Origin of the sequence: Pseudomonas spelaei (assembly GCF_009724245.1) — a bacterium.
GTDB lineage: Bacteria > Pseudomonadota > Gammaproteobacteria > Pseudomonadales > Pseudomonadaceae > Aquipseudomonas > Aquipseudomonas spelaei.
Genome location: NZ_WNNK01000004.1, coordinates 86,219 through 106,657 on the forward strand (window position 1 = coordinate 86,219; position 20,439 = coordinate 106,657).

The window sequence follows — 20,439 nt, forward strand, 5'->3', positions numbered from 1 at the left end:
ATTCAGAGGATCCAGCTATGAGTAGCGGACGTATCGTTCAAATCATCGGCGCCGTTATCGACGTGGAATTCCCACGCGACAGCGTACCGAGCATCTACAACGCTTTGAAAGTCCAAAGCGATGCCGGCACCACTCTGGAAGTTCAGCAACAGCTGGGCGACGGCGTGGTTCGTACCATTGCAATGGGTTCCACCGAGGGCTTGAAGCGCGGTCTGGAAGTCACTGACACTGGCGCAGCCATCTCCGTACCGGTCGGTAAAGCGACCCTGGGCCGGATCATGGACGTACTGGGCAACCCGATTGACGAAGCTGGCCCGATCGACACCGAAGAGCGCTGGGGCATTCACCGTCCTGCGCCGTCGTTCGCAGAGCAGGCAGGCGGCAACGACCTGCTGGAAACCGGCATCAAGGTTATCGACCTGGTTTGCCCGTTCGCCAAGGGCGGTAAAGTCGGTCTGTTCGGTGGTGCCGGTGTAGGCAAAACCGTAAACATGATGGAACTGATCCGTAACATCGCCATCGAGCACAGCGGTTATTCCGTGTTCGCGGGTGTGGGTGAGCGTACTCGTGAGGGTAACGACTTCTACCACGAGATGAAGGACTCCAACGTTCTGGACAAAGTGGCACTGGTTTACGGTCAGATGAACGAGCCGCCGGGTAACCGTCTGCGCGTAGCCCTGACCGGCCTGACCATGGCCGAGAAGTTCCGTGACGAAGGTAACGACGTTCTGCTGTTCGTCGACAACATCTACCGTTACACCCTGGCCGGTACTGAAGTATCCGCACTGCTGGGCCGTATGCCTTCGGCAGTAGGTTACCAGCCGACCCTGGCTGAAGAGATGGGCGTTCTGCAAGAACGTATCACTTCGACCAAGGAAGGTTCGATCACTTCGATCCAAGCGGTATACGTACCTGCGGATGACTTGACCGACCCGTCGCCAGCGACCACCTTCGCCCACTTGGACGCCACCGTTGTACTGTCCCGTGACATCGCCTCCCTGGGTATCTACCCAGCGGTCGATCCACTGGACTCGACTTCGCGCCAGCTGGACCCGAACGTGATCGGCCAGGAGCACTACGACACCGCTCGCGGCGTTCAGTACGTGCTGCAGCGTTACAAAGAACTGAAGGACATCATTGCGATCCTGGGTATGGACGAGCTGTCGGAAACCGACAAGCAGTTGGTATCCCGCGCTCGTAAGATCCAGCGCTTCTTGTCGCAGCCGTTCTTCGTGGCTGAAGTCTTCACCGGTGCTTCGGGTAAATACGTTTCCCTGAAAGACACCATTGCTGGCTTCAAAGGCATCCTCAACGGTGACTACGACCACCTGCCAGAACAAGCGTTCTACATGGTCGGCGGCATCGAAGAAGCGATCGAGAAAGCCAAGAAACTGTAATCCCGGCGCCCGGTAACGGGCGCTAATCAGGTTGAGGCAATCAGATGGCTATGACATTCCATTGCGATATCGTCAGCGCGGAAGGGGAGATTTTCTCCGGTCAGATTGAAAGTGTGATTGCACACGGCGATCTGGGTGACTTGGGCATTAACTTTGGCCACGCGCCATTGATTACGTCCTTGAAGCCCGGTCCGATTACTCTGACCAAGCTGGGCGGGGAGAAGGAGGTGTTTTACATCTCCGGCGGTTTCCTCGAGGTTCAGCCGAGCGTGGTCAAGGTACTTGCCGACACCGTGCAACGTGCTGCTGACCTGGATGAAGCCTCTGCTCAGGAAGCCGTCAAGGCTGCCGAGAAGGCCCTGAACGAAAAAGGCGCAGATTTCGACTACGGTTCTGCTGCTGCACGTCTGGCCGAGGCCGCAGCTCAGCTGCGTACCGTCCAGCAGATCCGCAAGAAGTTTGGCGGCTAAGCCGTCGCACTTCATGTGTGATTGATTAAAAAGGGTAGCCTCGGCTACCCTTTTTCTTTTTTTGCAAAACACTTCTTTGGTCTGAAACCGGACCGCCCAGGATTGGTAGCCATTCATGTCTCTTGAAATCGTAATTCTTGCCGCCGGCCAAGGCACCCGCATGCGTTCGGCCCTGCCTAAGGTGCTGCACCCGGTTGCCGGTAACTCCATGCTGGGACATGTTATCCACAGCGCCCGGCAATTGGAGCCGCAACGCATCCATGTGGTGATTGGCCATGGTGCTGATGTGGTGCGCGAGCGCCTGGCGGCGGACGACTTGAATTTCGTATTGCAGGACAAGCAATTGGGTACCGGTCATGCCACCGCGCAAGCCGTGCCGTTCATCAAGTCCGACACTGTACTGATTCTCTATGGTGACGTGCCGCTGATCGAAGTGGAAACCTTGCAGCGCCTGCTCAAGCACGTGGTGCCGGGCCAGATGGGGTTGCTGACAGTTGAACTGGATGACCCCACCGGTTATGGCCGCATCGTGCGCGACGCCGACGGCAAGGTGACCGCCATCGTTGAGCACAAGGATGCCACCGACGCCCAGCGAGCCATCACTGAAGGCAACACCGGCATCCTTGCGGTACCCGCCGACCGCCTGGCTGACTGGATGGGCCGCCTGTCCAACAACAACGTCCAAGGCGAGTATTACCTGACCGACGTGATTGAAATGGCCGTCAGTGATGGCCTGGTAGTCGCCACTGAGCACCCTCACGACCCGATGGAAGTACAGGGCGCCAATGACCGCAAGCAGCTCGCCGAACTGGAGCGTCACTACCAACTGCGCGAAGGACGCCGGCTGATGGCCTTGGGCGTGACCTTGCGTGATCCGGCTCGTTTTGATGTGCGTGGCGACGTCACCGTGGGCCGCGACGTGCTGATCGACATCAACGTGATCCTCGAAGGCCGAGTGGTCATTGAAGACAACGTGGTTATCGGTCCTAACTGCGTGATCAAGGACAGTACCCTGCGCCAAGGCGTTGTGATCAAGGCTAACAGCCACATCGATGGCGCAGTCATGGGTGAGGGCAGTGATGCCGGTCCGTTCGCCCGCTTGCGTCCGGGGAGTGTGTTGGGCGCCAGGGCTCATGTGGGTAACTTTGTCGAACTGAAAAATGCACAGATGGGCGACGATGCCAAGGCAGGGCACTTGGCCTACCTTGGTGATGCTGTGATCGGCGCTCGTAGCAATATCGGCGCCGGCGCTATCACCTGCAATTACGATGGGGCAAATAAGCACCAGACCACCATTGGTGAGGACGTGTTTATCGGCTCAAACAACTCGTTGGTGGCACCGGTAAGCATCGGTGATGGCTCAAATACTGCCGCTGGTTCTACCATCAATCAGAATGTGGATAAGTCACAACTGGCAGTGGCCCGTGCCCGTCAGCGCAACATCGACGGCTGGAAGCGCCCGGTCAAAATCAAAAAGACCTGAGTTATCCACAACCTCGACTGACAACGCTGATCCCTTGTGGGAGCTGGCTTGCCTGCGATAGCGGTCTGACATTTAACATTGATGTCGTCTGACACGCCGCCATCGCAGGTAAGCCAGCTCCCACATTTGTTTGGTGATGTGCTCAGGACCTCTGAAAAACTACCTCTTGGTGCTTGACGATTCTGAGCCAATAGGTTTTGATTGCCTTCGTTATCTTTCGAATCGAAACTTAAATCCATCATGTCGAAACGAAATACACCCCAACGTCGCCACAACATCCTTGCCATGCTCACCGAGCAAGGTGAAGTCAGCGTGGACGAATTGGCCAAGCGTTTCGAGACGTCGGAGGTGACCATCCGCAAGGACCTGGCCGCCCTCGAAAGCAACGGCCTGTTGCTGCGTCGCTATGGTGGTGCGATCACCATGCCCCAAGAGTTGGTGGGTGACCCCGCCCAGCCCATTTCGGCCTACAAGCGCGCCATAGCCCGTGCGGCCGTTATGCGACTGCGCGAACATGCACGAATCATCATCGACAGTGGTAGCACCACCGCCGCCATGATCCCCGAGCTGGGCCAGCAACCCGGCCTGGTGGTGATGACCAATTCACTGCATGTGGCCAGCGCCCTCAGTGAGCTGGAACACGAGCCGGTGTTGTTGATGACCGGCGGCACCTGGGACCCTCATTCTGATTCCTTCCAGGGCCAAGTCGCCGAGCAAGTGCTGCGTTCCTACGACTTCGACCAATTGTTTATCGGCGCCGACGGCATCGATCTGGAGCGTGGCACCACTACCTTCAACGAGTTGCTGGGCCTGAGCCGAGTCATGGCTGAGGTTGCCCGCGAAGTGGTGGTCATGGTCGAGTCCGACAAGATTGGCCGCAAGATCCCCAACCTGGAACTGCCCTGGAGCAGCGTCCATACCCTTATCACCGATGATCGCCTGCCGCTTGAGGCCCGCGACCAGATCCAAGCCCGCGGCATTACGTTGATTTGCGCGGCAGTCATCTAGGAGAGAAACCATGTGTGGAATTGTTGGCGCAGTCGCTGAACGAAACGTCACCGCCATTTTGCTCGAGGGCCTCAAACGCCTGGAATATCGAGGCTATGACAGCGCCGGTGTGGCGCTCTTCACCAACGCTGGCAAGCTGGAACGCATGCGTCGTCCGGGCAAGGTCAGTGAACTGGAACAGGCTCTGGCCGGCGAGCCATTGGTGGGTCGCTTGGGCATTGCCCACACCCGTTGGGCAACCCACGGTGCACCGTGCGAACGCAATGCTCACCCGCATTTCTCCGGTGACCTGGCTGTTGTCCACAACGGCATCATCGAAAACCACGAAGTGTTGCGTGAACAGCTCAAGGCGCTGGGCTATGTCTTCACCTCGGACACTGACACCGAAGTCATCGCTCACCTGCTGAACCACAAGCTCAAGGACCATAACGACCTGACCGTAGCCCTCAAGGCCACCGTCAAGGAATTGCATGGTGCCTATGGCTTGGCCGTGATCAGCGCCAGCCAGCCGGACCGCCTGGTCGCTGCCCGCAGTGGCAGCCCGCTGGTGATCGGCCTTGGCCTTGGCGAGAACTTCCTCGCTTCCGACCAATTGGCCCTGCGTCAGGTCACCGACCGCTTCATGTACCTGGAAGAAGGCGACATCGCCGAGATCCGCCGCGAGAGCGTGCAAATCTGGGACGTCGACGGCCGCACCGTCGAGCGTGAAGCCGTGCAGTACCGTGACGGCGCCGAAGCCGCTGATAAAGGCGAGTTCCGCCACTTCATGCTCAAGGAAATCCACGAGCAACCGGCCGTGGTGCAACGCACCCTGGAAGGTCGCCTGAGCCAGAACCAGGTACTGGTCAATGCCTTCGGCCCGCAAGCTGCCGAGCTGTTCGCCAAAGTGCGCAACGTGCAGATCGTTGCCTGTGGTACCAGCTACCACGCCGGTATGGTTGCCCGTTACTGGCTGGAAGAGCTGGCCGGCATCCCGTGCCAGGTCGAAGTGGCCAGCGAATTCCGCTACCGCAAGGTGGTGGTACAGCCCGATACCTTGTTCGTGACCATCTCTCAGTCCGGCGAAACCGCCGACACCCTGGCTGCCCTGCGCAACGCCAAGGAGCTGGGCTTCCTGGGCAGTCTGGCGATCTGCAACGTCAGCATCAGCTCCCTGGTGCGTGAATCCGACCTGACCCTGCTGACCCAGGCCGGCCGTGAAATTGGCGTCGCTTCTACCAAAGCCTTCACCACCCAGTTAGTGGGCTTGTTACTGCTGACTCTGTCCCTGGGCCAAGTGCGCGGCACCCTCGCTGAGGGCGTTGAAGCCACTCTGGTGGAAGAGCTGCGCCGCCTGCCGACACGCCTGGGTGAAGCCTTGGCGATGGACAGCACCGTGGAAAAAGTCGCCGAATTGTTTGCCGACAAGAACCACACCCTGTTCCTCGGTCGTGGCGCGCAGTACCCCGTGGCGATGGAAGGCTCCCTGAAGCTCAAGGAAATTTCCTATATCCACGCCGAAGCCTATCCGGCCGGTGAGCTGAAGCACGGCCCGTTGGCCCTGGTGGATGACGACATGCCTGTCGTCACTGTCGCACCGAACAATGAACTGTTGGAGAAGCTCAAATCCAACCTGCAGGAAGTCCGTGCCCGTGGTGGTCAACTGATCGTGTTCGCTGACGAAAAGGCTGGCATGACCAATGGTGAAGGCACCCACGTCATCAACATGCCGCACATCCACGACACGTTGTCGCCGATCCTCTACACCATCCCGCTGCAACTGCTGTCGTACTACGTTGCTGTGCTCAAAGGCACGGACGTTGACCAGCCGCGTAACCTGGCGAAGTCGGTGACGGTGGAGTAAGCCTTTCAGCGTTTGCCGATACACATCGGTTTCGGACAATAGATTTTGACACAGTGCCAAAAGCCCCTGATTTCAGGGGCTTTTTCTTTTTATCTCACCCACCCAGTACGGCAACACCACCTGCAGAAAGATGGAATGGAGATATTTACGGTGCCGGTGGCAGTTCATATACCCCAAAAAAACAAGTAATAAGCATATGAATTTATAATTAGTCGTTCATTCCTGGATTGCTGCTAGTTTAATAAGCGAAAGACGTAATTGTTCCTGCTGGCCAACAGAGCGGGTCATGTTTCATTGGATGAAAGTTGCACGCGGACTTCAAGGGTTAAAGTCTTCTCAGCATTCGCTACATGGCCACTGGGAAATTGCTATGCCTGTTGGAAGTCCATTCAATTGGATTGATAAACGGTACCTGACATGACGGCCACGCTGAACTACTCAATTTCCCATCTTGCACCTGCCACGCCACAGTCCTTGGATATATTTGAGCTTAAAGAGTCTAACGTTCGCTCTTATTGCCGTGACTTCACCGCCACGTTCCACACTGCTGAAGGCTCGACCTTGACCAGTGAACAGGGTCAGGTGTTCATCGACTTTTTCAGTGGTGCGGGGGCCTTGAACTACGGGCATAACAACCCGGTATTGAAGGCCGCGCTGCTCGATTACATCGGCCAGAATGGCATCACCCATGGCCTGGATTTCAAGACCACCGCCAAGAAAGCATTCCTGACCGCGTTTGAAGAGCAGATCCTGGCGCCACGCAATCTGCGCTACAAAGTTCAGTTTCCCGGCCCCACTGGCACCAACGCGGTGGAGGCGGCCATTAAACTGGCCCGCAAGTACACCGGACGCCAGAATGTCGTGGCGTTCACCAACGCGTTCCATGGCATGTCCCTGGGCAGTCTGGCGTTGACGAGCAATCCGCGCAAGCGCGCAGGCGCAGGCGTCACCTTGAATAACGTGACGTTTATGCCATATGACCAGTACTTCGGCGAGAGTGTGGATACGTCGTTGTACTTGGCCAACATGCTGCGTAGCGGCAGCGGGGTCGACAAGCCGGCGGCAATCATACTGGAGACGGTACAGGGTGAAGGTGGTGTGAACAGCGCTTCGCCCGCTTGGGTGCAGGCCGTGCAGGCTATTGCCCGTGAGCACGACATACTGTTGATTATTGATGATATTCAGGCAGGCTGCGGCCGCACCGGGGACTTCTTCAGCTTTGAGGCCCTGGGTGTCACGCCGGATATCGTGACCTTGTCCAAATCCATCAGTGGCTATGGCTTGCCCATGTCTCTCGTTCTACTCGCGCCCCATCTGGATGTATGGGAGCCGGGGGAGCACAACGGTACGTTCCGCGGCAACAACCTGGCGTTCGTCACGGGCAAGGTAGTGATCGATCACTATTGGAGCGACGCGAGTTTTACCCAGGTACTCAAGGCCAAAGCCGACGTCCTGCATCAAGGGTTGCTGACATTATCCCAGGGCGTTGCCGCCACGGCGCCTAACCGTCTCAAGGGGCGTGGGTTCTTCAAAGGCATCGAGTTCGAAGACCGGTCGCTGGCGCAAAAAATTGCCGCGCAGGCCTATCTTGGTGGGGTGATCATTGAAACCTCCGGCATCGAGAACCAGGTGCTCAAGTTCCTCCCGGCACTGACGATCACGCCCGCGCAGATTACCCAAGGGCTGCACATACTTGAACAAGCCTTTGCCGAGGTGACTGCGCCATGAGTGAGCTGATCATCACACGGCACGCTTCTCTGGATGACGCCGTGGCCATTGCGCCTTTGTTGGACAAGTATCGCGAGTTCTATGGTGAAGCACCCGACTTGTCCCGTTCCTTGGCATTTATTCAACAGCGGTTCTTTTTAGGCGAGTCGATTATTGTCGTTGCTGAAGTCAATAACGAAGTGATTGGCTTTACCCAACTGTTCCCAAGTTTCTCAAGTGTCACGTTGGAGCGCCTATGGATACTTAATGACTTATATGTCGAGGCGTCCAAGCGCAGGGCAGGTGTAGGCCTCGCGTTATTGAATGCCGCAAAAGCGTTCGCACAAACAACCGGCGCCAAACAATTATTCATTGAAGGCGCGGAGGATAACCCGCGGGCGAGAAATTTATACACGCGCTTCGGATTTATCGAAAACACGGCTTATCACTATTACCATCTTCCCCTCAAGCAAGCCCAAGGATAGGAGCTGTCCCATGTCAGACACTGTTTTCGATATCGTCGGTATTGGCTTCGGCCCCTCTAACCTGGCGTTGGCCATCGGGCTTGAAGAATCAGCCTCTGCGCTCACGTACCGCTTTCTGGATGCCAAGCCCGAGCCCGACTGGCAGGATGAAATGCTGCTCAGCGGCTCGGACATCCAGAATAACCCGCTGCGGGACCTGGTCACGCCACGAAACCCGCGCAGCCGCTATGGCTTCGTCAATTACCTGAAAGAAACCGGCCGCCTGTTCGACTACCTCAACCTGCCGCTGACGTACCCGTTGCGGCGCGAATATGCCGAGTACATCAAATGGGTAGCCGGCCATTTTCTCGGCAGTGTCGAGTCCTCGGCGTTCGCCCAACGGGTTGAGCCGTTGCTGTTCAACGGTGAGCCGGTGTGGAAGGTCACCTACAACAATCAGCGGGTCATCTACGGGCGCAGCCTGGTGCTGGGCACCGGGCGCACGGCGAATATCCCGGCGGTATTCGACGGCCTGACCGGCCCTCAGGTGTTCCACCTCAATCACTACTTGGAACGCATCAATAAGCTGCCACCGAACGTGCAGCGCATTGGCGTGGTGGGCTCCAGCCAAAGCGCGGTTGAAATTGTCCTCGACCTGACCGCCAGGTTTCCAGACAAAGAGATTTATTCGCTGCACCGCAGCTTCAGCTTTCGACTCAAGGACACCAGCCCGTTCAGCGACAAGGTGTATTTCCCGGAATTTATCGACTACTACTTCAACTTGTCGTCTGAGGCCAAGGTGCGGGTGGATAAGCAGCTGCGGGGCACCAACTACAGCTCGGCCGATGAAGATGTGATCAACGCACTGTACGTGCGCATCCATGAAGAAAAACTGCAGGGCAAGCAGCGCATCAAGATTCTCAACAACATTGCCATCGAGCAGGTGCACATTGATACATCGGGGCAAGTGCAGTTGGCGCTCAAGGAGGTCAATCAGCTGACGCACTCGACCCTGGCCCTGGATGCACTGGTGCTCGCCACCGGCTTCAAGGACATTGCCGCCAAGGAAAATGGCGAGCTTTATCCGCCGCTGCTTGCGGCTTATCACCGCCGGTTTCGTGCCGATGCCCAAGGCGCGCTCGTGGTCAATCGTGATTACAGCCTGACACCTTTGGATGGCTTGCCCGCCGTGTTTCTCAACGGGTTATGCGAAAGCTCCCACGGCTTGGGTGATGCCGGCTCGTTCAGTCTGATTTCCTTGCGGGTTGAACACATCTTGTCGGCCCTGGAGGCACAGTTGGCGCAGGTCGACGTGCCGGCACACGCGTTGGCCTGATCCAACCCTTGCAGCGGCCTTTGCGGGCTGCTGCTTCATACAAGGAGTTCTCATGTTTACAGCAGCGTTGATTTACATACTGGCGGTGATAAGCCCGGGGCCTAATTTCATTATCGTCAGCCGGTTTTCTTCATTGGGGTCTGTCTCTACGGGACTTGGCGCAACCCTGGGCATCTGCACCGTAGGGGTATTTTTCTCGACCATTTCCCTGCTGGGCCTGGCGGCATTGCTGCATCAGTACCCGGCGTTTTCCAAAGTCGCCACGTTGTGTGGTTCGGCATACCTGCTGTACATCGCCTACAGCATCATCAAAAGTGTGCTGGCAAAACACACCGGCGCTGCCGAAAGCGCTGCGCCTGGGGTCACCAGCTTTGCCAAGGCTTATCGGGTGGGCGTTATCACCAACATCAGCAACATGAAGACGATCGCCTTCATGATCAGCATCTACGCCGGCTTTCTTTCTTCGCCGCGTACCGACATCGAAAAGGTACTGGTGGTCATGTTGTGTTCGACCCTGGAAGTGATCTGGTACTCCGTGGTTGCGTTGCTATTCGGCCAAGGCCCGATCAAGGCGCTGTTTCTCAAATACACCCGGCAGATTGACGTAGGACTGGCGGTGTTTCTGGTGGCGTTTTCACTCAATAACGCAATTCCAGTATTGATTGCCAGTCGATGAGGCCGTGTCATGGAATGGAACGATTTGCTCAAGGAGGTGAGCGCGCGCTTCAAGTACCGCAGTTGGTTGCTGATCGATCTGCCCCATGATGGCTTGCCGCTGAACGGTCCTATACGGAACCTGGCGAGCGATTACGTACAAGCCACCTTGATCCTCGACTGCGGGCTTGAAGACATCTTCCCCATCGTCGAGGCCTTGGGCCCGGGGGTCAGCTACGCAGCCTCGTTACAAGCGGCCAGGCGCAGGGTTGAAGCGGTAGTGGCAGCGCCACCGGGGGCGGTGGCTTTTCATGATTTCAAATGGGCCTGTTGATACGCCGCCTACGAAAAAGCCCTAGGTCGGGTAATGTAGTCAGTTAAGAAATGAAGGTCAGGTAAACAAACGCAACCCGGTGTCTACGCAGTCGTTCGCGCTAGACTGCGAGCCTGTGGATAACTAGCCAGGGATGCCGTCACCATGAACAGAGGCTTCTACCGTGCGGATAAGCGCCTGCCCCTCAGCCCTTCGTATGCATTGAGTCCAGGCCTGGTAAAAGTCTGTGGCACTGTGGTGCTCAAAGAGTCTCGTTTTTCTCCGGTGGATGGCGTGCCCTGTGCGGGGTATTCACTGCGGATCCAGGAGAGCTACCGCAACACAGATGATAAGGACGAATGGCGGACGGTATTTACCGATGCCCAGTGCAATGACTTTGTCCTCAAGGATGCCCACGGCACTGTGGATATCCTCGCCGAAGGGATTGAGCTGTTCTCAGGCCAGGTACCGCAACTGGGAGACTATCGCTACACCGCAGGGCCTCGCCGTCAGCAAGGAGAAATCCTGCTCAGCGAAGGCCTGGAGGTCATCGTGATTGGCACTGCTATTCAGCGCAACGGCAAAACCGTGATTGCCCAGGGCGAACAAGCGGATGCAGTGTTTGGCGTAGAACGGCTGCGTAACGTAAAGAACCACCGTGTTGCTGTCCCGGCGTGGCGCGCCCTCGGTTTGTGTGGCGTCCTGGTGGCGTTGTTCAGTCTTGCGCTGATGCTCATTGATCCGGTGCAATGGGCTCAGTGGCAGTTGCCCAGCCGCGAGACGTTCCAGCAGATGGCTGCATTGGGACCCCTCCACGAATGGACGACGTTGCTGTATCAGCGCCAGGGTTCATCGTTGCCACTGATGGCTGTCTTCGGTTGGACGGGAGTGGTTTTCGTGCTGATGTGTGCCGCCCGGTTGTTCCTCTATCGAGATATCCACAGGGTGGTGCAGCCCATACTTATTGCCTGGTGGGTGGTCGGAGTGATCGGCGGCGGTCTGGTGACTTGGGCGCTGGTGGCGCTGGAGCTTGATCCATTCAAGATCTTTTTGATCTGGCTAAGCGTGATCATCGTTTCCTTGGGCTTTTCCATCACCCAACAACCAGCCTTGCGGGCGCTGGTGGCAAGCATCCTCAAGACTGAATCGCCCTAAGGTACAAATTCCACCCGTAGCCCGCGGCTGGCGCTGCGGCCCTGATCATCACTGACCCGCAACCGATACTCCCCCGATTTCCCCGGCCGCCAGTTCAAGGTGGCCTGGGGCGGGCCCTGGCCGATCAAGGTCTGGTCGGCGAACCAATACAAGGTTTGTGCATCGCTGGCGGCGTTGGCGCTCAGGGGAATGCTTTCCTGGGGTTGCGACAGGCGCAGGTGATAGCTGACCTGGGTCAGCGGCGAGCGAATCTGTGGGGCTTCGCTCTGGTCGCTGAGGCGGTTGGGCTGGCAGCTTTTCATCACCGTGGGCGGCGTGCGGCGGGGCAGGCCGGCGGCGCGGAACAGCCGTTGTACGTCGCTGGGCCAGAACTCGAAGACTTCTTCGCGGGTGTACTGCGGATCAAACGGCGGGCAGGCGGCCTTGCCGGTACGGGTGTCGATCAGCACCGGGCGATGCAGGTTGGAGACGCGGATCGGCGATACGCCGGGGATGTACCAGGTCTTGCGGGTGCGAGGGCACCAGCGGTTGGGCAGTTCACCGGAGGCGGCGCAGATATCGATGCGGATCAGGCCGGCAGGCGGCTTGTCCGGTTTGTCGGCCACGGTCGGCAAGGCCAGAGGCAGGGCGTCGGCGATACGGAAGAACAGCGGTGCGGCGGTTTTGGCGCCGATAAACGCAGGATTTGGTCGTCCATCGAAATTGCCGACCCACACCACCAGCACATACGGCCCCACCAGGCCGGCGCTCCAGGCATCGTGAAAACCCCACGACGTGCCGGTTTTCCAGGCGGTGCGCCAGCGCTTCGCAGGCAGGCCATCCGGGCGTGGATTGCGCCGCAGCATGTCACGCACCATAAAGGTCGCTTGGGGGGTGAGTAACTGTGCCCCTGTGACCTGAGGTTGTTCCACCAAATAGCGCAATGGCCGCAAATGCCCATCACCGGCCAGCATCAGATACAGCCGTGCCAGCTCCTCGGGTGTCATCTCACCACCGCCCAGCGCCAGTGCCAGGCCGTAATGGCCTTCGCCCCGCAGGCCCTTGATCCCGGCCCGTTGCAGCAAACCGTACAACGATGGCGACTTGACCTGGCTGGCCAGCCACACCGCCGGGATATTGCGACTGCGGATCAAGGCATCGCGCGCTGTCAGCGGCCCGACAAAACTGCCGTCGAAGTTTTCCGGCTGGAAGTAGCCGAAGTTACTGGGCATGTCTTTGAGAATACTCATGGGGTGGATCACCCCTTGATCCAGCGCCAACCCATACAGAAATGGCTTGAGGGTGGAGCCCGGCGACCGTCGCGCCAGCACCCCATTGACCTGGCCGTGGATGCCTGTGGATAAGTAATCCGCCGAGCCCACCAGCGCCTTGACGCTCTGGTCGCGACTGTCGATCAGGATGGCCGTGGCGTTTTCCACGCCATTGCTGCGCCGCTCGGCGATAAAGCCGCTGATCAGGCGTTCCAGCAACTGCTGCAGCGGCAAGTTGAGGGTGCTGTTCAACTCGTTGCCGGTCTGGGAGGCCAGCAACTGTTCGCTCAGGTGCGGCGCCAGAAACGGGATCTGCTGCCGGTTGCGTGCTTCCAGCGGCAGGTCGAGCAAACTGTCGTTACGCGGGTCTTGTGGATAAGTTTCGCGCCAGTCGGCCATCAACCGCAGCCGCGCGTTTTGCAGCGATGGGCCGAAGCGTGCGCGCCGCCCCGGTTGCTGGGGGATCACCGCCAGCGCCAGGGCTTCAGACAAGGACAACTGCGCTGCGGCCTTGCCAAAGTAAATCCGGCTGGCGGCCTCGGCACCTTCGATATTGCCGCCCATGGGCGCGAGATTAAGGTAGGCCTCAAGAATGTCGTGCTTGCTGTAACGCGCTTCCAGCCACAGCGCCAACACCATTTGCTGCAGCTTGCCCGGCACCTGGCGTGTGTTGAGATCCCACAACCGCCGCGCCAATTGCATGCTCAAGGTCGAACCGCCCTGGCGCTGGCCACCGCTGTAGGTCGCCATCGCCGCCCGCAGCAACGCTGGCGGATTGATCCCCGGGTGCCAGTAGAAATTGCGGTCTTCCTTGAGCAACAGTGCTTGCACCAGCGATGGAGACATCCGCTCCAACGGCAGCCACAGGCGATATTGGCCGTCATCGGCGAGGGTCATGCGCAGCAGCGAACCGTCATCGGCCAGCACCACCCGTGACGAAGTGGCGGCGTGCTCCAGGGATGCATGGGGCCACAGGCGCAGCCCCGCGAGTATCACCACCGCTGCCAGCCCGGTGGCCAGCAGCGGTTTGAGGCGCTTAAGGTTTGACGATTTCAAGCTGGCCTACTTTGCCGCGCCCTTGCAGGGTAGTTTCGTACATACCTTCGGCGTAGGCCGGTGGCGTGTTGAAGATCCCGGCGTTGGTGGCACGTACGCGATAGACGAAGGTGCCCACGTCCCGCAGCGCGGTGCCGTACAACACCACTCGATCATCCCGTACATCGACGTAGTCCGGCTGCCAGTTGCTCAGGTCGGTTTCGCCGATGGGCGCTTGCCAGGCATCGGCTTCTTCGGTGTCTTCGCTGTTTTCCACGTACTCCGAATCGTCGCCTTCGCTCTCGTCGGAACTTCTGGCTTCCGGTTCTGGCGGCAAGTTATACACAGGCTCGACACCGCCGGGCAGCAAGTCGACCACGGCCACTTGTTGCACCTGATCCCGATCGGTTGCCCGCAGGCGCAGACGCACCAGGAACTCATCGCCCACCTCGACCTTGCTTACCGGCTTGCCTTCCAGGTCGAGGTACTCGTGGATGATTTCCAGGCCATTGTTGATCGGCTTGAGGGTGGTGCCGCGATCAAAACCGGCTTCGCTGAGCATGTAGAACGCCGGTGGACCGTCGGATTTTTCCATCAACAGTTTTTGCGTGGCGGCAGGCACGGCAGCGCGCGGCGGTTGGCCAGCCATCTGCAACAGTTGTTGCTGCTTGTCTGCCAGCCAGGCGGTGGCCTTGAGGGTCATGTCGCTTTGCGCACGCTGGCCATAGTTGTCCAGGGCCCGCAGCAACAGTGCCGCCGACAGCGAGTTGTAGCGCTGTTCATTGAGGCGCTTGCCGAGTTTATCCAGCAGGGTCGCCGGCACGTCGTCCAGCAACTCAGGGAAGTGTCGGGCGAGCAGATGCAGGTGTTCGGCGTCATGCACCAGCGGGTCGTAATACAGGCCATCGCTGTCCCACTTATCGCTCAATGAACGCCACGGGATCTTGCGGAACAACACGTCGGCCTGGCGATCCTGCTTGAGCAACTTGTAGCTGGCGGCCAGGTAAGCGGCGCCAATATCGTTCTGCCAGGTGTCTTTGAAGTAGGTTTCATAGCGCTCACGGATATCGCTCAAGGCACCGCTGACCAGAATCCCCTGACGACTCAACAGGTAACTGGCGTAGGCGCGGTTGCGCAATTCCGACAGGCCCTCGCTTGGGCCGTTGGCCAGGTCGGTGAGGTAGGCGTTGGAACGTACCAGCACGTCCTCCGGCACCGGCAGGCCGCGCTCTTTGGCTTCAATCAGGAAGTCGGTGGCGTACAGGCTGGCGTAGGGCGCCACGTCCGGGTTGGCCGCCCACAAACCAAAGCCGCCGGCCTGGTTCTGGCGCTGACGCAGCATGCGTACCGCGCCGCTGAAGGCCTGTTCGGCCTCAGGCGCGTTACCGCCCCAGATCAACGCCGGCATGGCCTTGGACACCAATTGCTCGGTGCAGGCATAGCCGTAGTCATCCAGGTAATGCTTGAGGCCGTTGGCCCATACCAGCGGCGAGGCGGCCACGCCCAATTGCACGTCCCGCAGCTGTGTGAACAGTTGGCGGGTGGGTTTCAGCTCTTTGCTGGCGCTGTCGAAGCGGCCCAGGCTGAGGGCGACTCGATGCTCGCTCAACGGCCGGATCGAGGTGGTTTCCGCCACCTGGATACGCTTGCCATCAGGCAGCACCGCGACGAAACGCAAGTCCGCCGAACCGAGGTTTTCCAGGACCTTGATCTTGAACTCGGCGACGCCTTCCTTGCGCGGTTGCAGCGCCAGCGTGCTGGCTTTGTCGCCCTGAACTTGCAGGCCGTCACTGGTCTGCAACTCGAACTTCACATCCGCTGCAGCATCGAGGTTACTGAACACCCCGGCACTGACGCTGAACACATCCCCCGGCGCGACAAAGGCCGGCACGTTCGGCGTGATCACCAACGGCCCGCGCACTTCGGTGTTGGCTTCGCTGACGCCTACGCTGTCGGCGTCTACCGCCACCGCAAACAAGTGCAGTTTGCCGTTGAAGCTGTCCGGTACCTGATAATGCAGTACCGTTTCACCGGCCGGCAGATCCACCAGCCCTGACCACCAGGCTACAGGCGGCTGATGTTTACGCTTGAACGGATTGAGATGGTTGGCCAGGGCGCCTTCCGTATCGCCACCGGGCGCCGCACCACTGAGCAGGCGGCTGAATTCCGGCAGGATCAGGTCAAGAATCTGACTGGTACCCACCTCCAATGCGCGTTTCTGGAAGAAGAAGCCCAGCGGGTCCGGCGTCTGGTAGCGAGCCACCTGCAGGATGCCTTCGTCCACCGCGTAGATCACCGCGCGGGAAGGACGGTCGGTATTGACCTTGATGTCCAGGGTCTGCCCCGGCTCGATCTTCGCCGGGCCTTCGACTTTCAAGGCCATGCGCCGTGCATCCAGGTTGATGCTGAACGGCACCACGCCGTAGGACAGCGGGCTCATGTAGACCTCGGACGAGCCCATGTCCCGCACAAACTGCACGTTGACGTAGGCATTGCCCTCAAGCCCCGCCGGCACACGAATGTGTTGCACGCTGTTGGTGCTGTCGGCCTTGAACCACTGTTGGGTGTAGACCTTGTCCCGTTCGATGGTGATCAACCCGGCGCCGGTGTACGGCGCGCGGATGCTGATGGCGATCTCATCGCCGGTGGCGTAGCTGCGTTTATCCAGGCGCAGTTGCAGCTCGGCGTTGCGTTCCAGGGAGCGCGAGGTGTTGCCACGGCCAGCGATGCTGTAATCGATCTGGTTCAGCAGGTTGCCGTTGGCGTCCTTGAGTTGCAGGGTGAAATCGCCGGGGGTGGACGTGTTCAGCGCCTGCTTGGCGCCTTCCTTGGTCATCACCACAGGCGAGGCCGGCTGGCTGATGTTCTTGATCCGCGACTCGTACTTGTAGGTGCCATTGGATTGTTTCACCAGCACCGAAACGTAACGATGCTCCACCACTTCACTGGTCAGCCCATCCACCGCCACGGGCGTGAGGTCAGGCGCCACGGCCAGCCATTGCACTTGGCGTGGCGCGTCCTTGGCGACGAACGACAGCGAGTCCTGACTCTTCACACCCACGAGATACGGTGCCGACGACACCAACAACGCACTTTGCGCGGCGACGTTGCGCCCGCCCTCGGCTTCGAACACCTGGGTCATGACTTGCAGGCGGTAGGTGCTGTTGGCGTAGCGTTGCAGATTAAGGTCGAGTACGGCCTGGCCGTTGTCGTCGACGGTGGTTTCGGCCAGGTCTTCGGAGTTGGCTTCTTCCAGTGAATCATTGAGGCGGAAGCGGTAATCCGGGTAACGGTCGAAGGCCGCGAGCGTTGGGCTCAGGGACATTTTTGCAGTCACGCGCCGGCCAGATGCCGGAGCGCCGAACAGGTGCATTGCGGTGACCTTGGCCACCACTTGGTCCGGCGGGATCCAGCCTTGCACGGGTGTGTCGTGCAGGCTCAGGCTGACTTTCATGCGGTCCGGTTCAAAGTCGCGAACCTTGAAGTTGACGCTGCCCAGGTCAGTGCGAGTCTGTTTCTCGCCGATCAGTTGCAAAGTGGCGGTGTAATCACCGGCAGGGGCGACTTCACTGCTGGGGAAATCAAACGTCTCAAAGCCACTGGTGGAGAGCTTCAGGGGTTGGCGGATCACTTCCAGCCCGCGTGGGTCAGTGATTTGCAGCTCAACCGGCAAGCCTTGCAAGGCGCCTTTCCAGTTACCGCTGCGCACGATCATGCCCAGGTGCGCGGTTTCGCCCGGCCGGTACAGGCCGCGATCGGTAAACAGGTAGGCGCTGAGGCGATCAATCGCACCGTCTTCTTCCAGGCCGCCTACATCAAAACGCGACAAATCCAACTGCTGCGACTGGCGGGCAATCGGCAGGAAGGATTGGTCGTTGCCGCGGCTGACTACATACATCAGCGGCGTTTTCTCACGGCGCAGTTCATCCAGCTTGGCGAAGTGCGCGTGGCCCTCTGCATCGGTACGACCACTGCTGACCGGCAAGCCGTTGCGGCCGATGATATCGACCTGGGCGTCGGCGACGGGCGAGCCGTTGCCGATGGACTGTACGTACACGTCATGACTGCCATCGCTGGAGCGCTTGGCGATGATCCCCAAGTCGGTGACCACGATAAAGCGCAGGTCACTGGTGCTGTTGTGCGAGTAGTCGAATGTGCGTTCGGCCGGGTCGTCCTGCGGGCTCAACTTGAGGACAAAAATGCCCCGGCGCCCGCCGTTGGCTGTGAGGTAGCTGCTCAGGTCGACGTTGTCGTAGAGGGTTTTCGACGGGTCAGCGGCCGACAGTGGAATATCCAGGGACTGACGTTCCACCATTCGGTCGAAGTAGTCGTTGGCGAAATTCGGCCGGGCAAAACTGCCGCTGCTCTGGTCCACCAGGTGCTGCAACTGGTTAGGCAGCACACGGGCGATTTCCACGTGGGCGCCGGGTACACCACGGGCCATGAAACCCAGGCGTTTTTCGCCATTGAGGCTGAGCAAGGCGCCGTCGGAGAGGAACTGCAAGGTACGCGGATAGGCCGGCATGCTGATCAGGGACGCCGTCGGATTTTTCGCCAGGTAGCCGCCGATGGCTTCCAGGTTGGCCGGTACCCGCACATACAGGGCACGACCGGCCGGGGCCTTGAATTTAAAGGCGTGCAGGGTGTTCAGGGGCTCGACGCTGGGCACGTGGGTCAGTTTGACGGGCGTACTGCGGGCCAGCAGTTTGTCGTCGATGTCCTTGGTGTTCCAGGGCTGGGTATCGTCCTGGGCTTTTTCCGGCAACAGCCAGGCCTGGACCTTGGTGGCGATGGTTTCATCGGCCACGGCACTGGAGCTGCTGAACATCAGCACCGGCTCGGGCTCACCGCGCTCGTTGTCGACAAAGCTGACTTCGGCGCCGGTAAAGGTCAGGCGATAGCGGCCAGGTACGGTGACTTCCGCCAGCAGTGGCGCGGAGCTGGCGTTGCCGCCGTCACGGGCCTTGATGCCTTCGTCGATCTTGGCGCTGACCGGGGTGCTTTCCAGCGGCGTTGCCAGCGCGGCAGAGCGCACGTAGGCGTTGAGTTTGGCATCGTCGAAGGTGATTTCCGGAAGGTTCGGCAGTTGCGCGTCGCGATAGGCCAGGCCTTTGCCGAGGGTCACCGAAACGCGCTTGCGCAGGCTGTCCTCATCCACCGGGTGGGAAAAGCGGAAGGTCGCCACCAGCTGTTTCAGCGTTGGGTTGACCGGGTCCTGGTACAACTCGTTTTGTGCCAGCTTGGCGCGGAACGGTTGGGTGGAGAATTGAGCGCTGTATTGGTCGAGCAAGACACCGCCGGCCAGCAGGCCTTTCTTGTCCAAGTCGACGCTGTAGCCCGTATCAATCGGCCAGTCTTTCTCAGGGACAAACAACAATGTGTGGTCATCGGTCCAGCGCCAGGTGCCCTGGACAGCGGGTTTGATCACGATGCCCTGGCTGACGGTCTTGCCGATGTCTTCCAACGGCGCCACCGACTCGGCGAAGCGCACTTGCAAGTTATCCACAACCGGTGGTTGTTGGGTGTAGTCGGTCAGGTTTGGTTTGTGCAGTGAGTAACCCACGGTGTGGGGCTGCGGCAGGTTGGAGTACCAGTGCCAGCCATAGAACCCTGCGGCGGCCAGCAACACCAGGCCCAACACGCCGCCGGCTGCTTGACGCGGGTAGGCGCGGGCTTTGTGGCCGATGTTGGCCAACCCGTTGCCAACGGCTTGCAGCCAATGTGGCGGCTGCCATTGGCCGAACAGGCTGCGCAGCAGCCACCGGACGGCGCCGAACAGAACACTCACCACTGAAATTAATGCACCGAAAAACCGGCGACTGGTCGTTTTGAACGAGTCAAACATGGTGAGCATCCCTGGCAATGTGCGGCGTATCTTACACGCGTCTTTGATACAAAAGATGACGTAGATACACCGCGCAGCCAGTGTTTTTTGCGGTGATGCGACTCAGGCTTGCCGGATGAAGGTCAAACGGACGGCAAAGCGCAGGTTGCTTTATTGGGGGTGCAGGCAATCCAGCGATCTATCCACCATCACCTTGGCCATTTCTATCAGGTGCATCACCGAGTGCACCAGTGCTCGGGACGGTCCGTCCAACCCATCTGCGGATTCATGGGCGGTGGCCGCTGCACAGTTGAGCAAGTCCGAAGCGCGGGCCAGGGCGTCTTCGAAACTCAGGTCGGCATTGGGCGTGAAATAGCCGGCTTCCGGCGTGGGAAGGTTGTGTGGCTTGGTTAAATAACGATCAATGGTGCGGTGTACTGCAGCGCGGTCACGCGGGGTGTCGCCGAGAGGTGGATCGGGGGTGACTTTGACCATTCCAA

At 59.3% G+C, this 20,439-nt stretch carries 14 protein-coding genes; 11 read left to right on the forward strand and 3 right to left on the reverse strand.

Features of this window, described 5'->3' with window-relative positions:
* The first annotated feature begins 17 nt into the window (after nt 1–17).
* From atpD to GNF76_RS06390, 11 genes are all read left to right on the forward strand, one after another.
* On the forward strand, nt 18–1,397 hold the full coding sequence (gene atpD / locus GNF76_RS06340) for a F0F1 ATP synthase subunit beta (RefSeq protein WP_155582325.1): 1,380 nt from the start codon (nt 18–20) through the stop codon (nt 1,395–1,397).
* Between the two features lie 44 nt (nt 1,398–1,441).
* On the forward strand, nt 1,442–1,867 hold the full coding sequence (locus GNF76_RS06345) for a F0F1 ATP synthase subunit epsilon (RefSeq protein ID WP_155582326.1): 426 nt from the start codon (nt 1,442–1,444) through the stop codon (nt 1,865–1,867).
* Between the two features lie 115 nt (nt 1,868–1,982).
* Complete coding sequence (gene glmU / locus GNF76_RS06350; RefSeq protein WP_155582327.1) at nt 1,983–3,350, forward strand: bifunctional UDP-N-acetylglucosamine diphosphorylase/glucosamine-1-phosphate N-acetyltransferase GlmU; 1,368 nt, start codon at nt 1,983–1,985, stop codon at nt 3,348–3,350.
* A gap of 237 nt (nt 3,351–3,587) precedes the next feature.
* Nucleotides 3,588–4,358 carry a DeoR/GlpR family DNA-binding transcription regulator gene (locus GNF76_RS06355; protein ID WP_178123219.1) on the forward strand — a complete coding sequence of 257 codons (771 nt, stop codon included), beginning with the start codon at nt 3,588–3,590 and terminating at the stop codon, nt 4,356–4,358.
* Between the two features lie 10 nt (nt 4,359–4,368).
* The gene (gene glmS, locus GNF76_RS06360) at nt 4,369–6,201 is read left to right on the forward strand and encodes a glutamine--fructose-6-phosphate transaminase (isomerizing) (protein WP_155582329.1); all 1,833 of its coding nucleotides are present in this window, start codon (nt 4,369–4,371) and stop codon (nt 6,199–6,201) included.
* Nucleotides 6,202–6,675: 474 nt separating this feature from the next.
* Nucleotides 6,676–7,929, forward strand: coding sequence for a diaminobutyrate--2-oxoglutarate transaminase (ectB, locus tag GNF76_RS06365; RefSeq protein ID WP_218585282.1), 1,254 nt, complete (start codon nt 6,676–6,678; stop codon nt 7,927–7,929).
* A complete protein-coding gene (locus tag GNF76_RS06370) occupies nt 7,926–8,393 on the forward strand; it encodes a GNAT family N-acetyltransferase (protein WP_155582331.1) in 468 nt (155 codons plus the stop codon). The genes ectB and GNF76_RS06370 overlap by 4 nt, the downstream gene beginning before the upstream one ends.
* A gap of 10 nt (nt 8,394–8,403) precedes the next feature.
* Nucleotides 8,404–9,708 carry a SidA/IucD/PvdA family monooxygenase gene (locus GNF76_RS06375; protein WP_155582332.1) on the forward strand — a complete coding sequence of 435 codons (1,305 nt, stop codon included), beginning with the start codon at nt 8,404–8,406 and terminating at the stop codon, nt 9,706–9,708.
* Between the two features lie 52 nt (nt 9,709–9,760).
* The gene (locus GNF76_RS06380) at nt 9,761–10,384 is read left to right on the forward strand and encodes a LysE family translocator (RefSeq protein WP_155582333.1); all 624 of its coding nucleotides are present in this window, start codon (nt 9,761–9,763) and stop codon (nt 10,382–10,384) included.
* Between the two features lie 9 nt (nt 10,385–10,393).
* Complete coding sequence (locus tag GNF76_RS06385; protein WP_155582334.1) at nt 10,394–10,696, forward strand: hypothetical protein; 303 nt, start codon at nt 10,394–10,396, stop codon at nt 10,694–10,696.
* Nucleotides 10,697–10,840: 144 nt separating this feature from the next.
* Nucleotides 10,841–11,830, forward strand: a complete 990-nt coding sequence (locus GNF76_RS06390; RefSeq protein WP_155582335.1) for a hypothetical protein — start codon at nt 10,841–10,843, stop codon at nt 11,828–11,830.
* Here the strand turns inward: GNF76_RS06390 and pbpC are convergent.
* From pbpC to GNF76_RS06405, 3 genes are all read right to left on the reverse strand, one after another.
* On the reverse strand, nt 11,827–14,136 hold the full coding sequence (gene pbpC, locus GNF76_RS06395; RefSeq protein WP_155582336.1) for a penicillin-binding protein 1C: 2,310 nt from the start codon (nt 14,134–14,136) through the stop codon (nt 11,827–11,829). The genes GNF76_RS06390 and pbpC overlap by 4 nt on opposite strands.
* The gene (locus GNF76_RS06400; protein ID WP_155582337.1) at nt 14,117–19,960 is read right to left on the reverse strand and encodes an MG2 domain-containing protein; all 5,844 of its coding nucleotides are present in this window, start codon (nt 19,958–19,960) and stop codon (nt 14,117–14,119) included. Before GNF76_RS06400 ends, pbpC begins: the two co-directional genes overlap by 20 nt.
* Nucleotides 19,961–20,110: 150 nt before the next feature.
* The gene (locus GNF76_RS06405) at nt 20,111–20,434 is read right to left on the reverse strand and encodes a DUF6124 family protein (RefSeq protein WP_155582338.1); all 324 of its coding nucleotides are present in this window, start codon (nt 20,432–20,434) and stop codon (nt 20,111–20,113) included.
* Between the last annotated feature and the right edge of the window lie 5 nt (nt 20,435–20,439).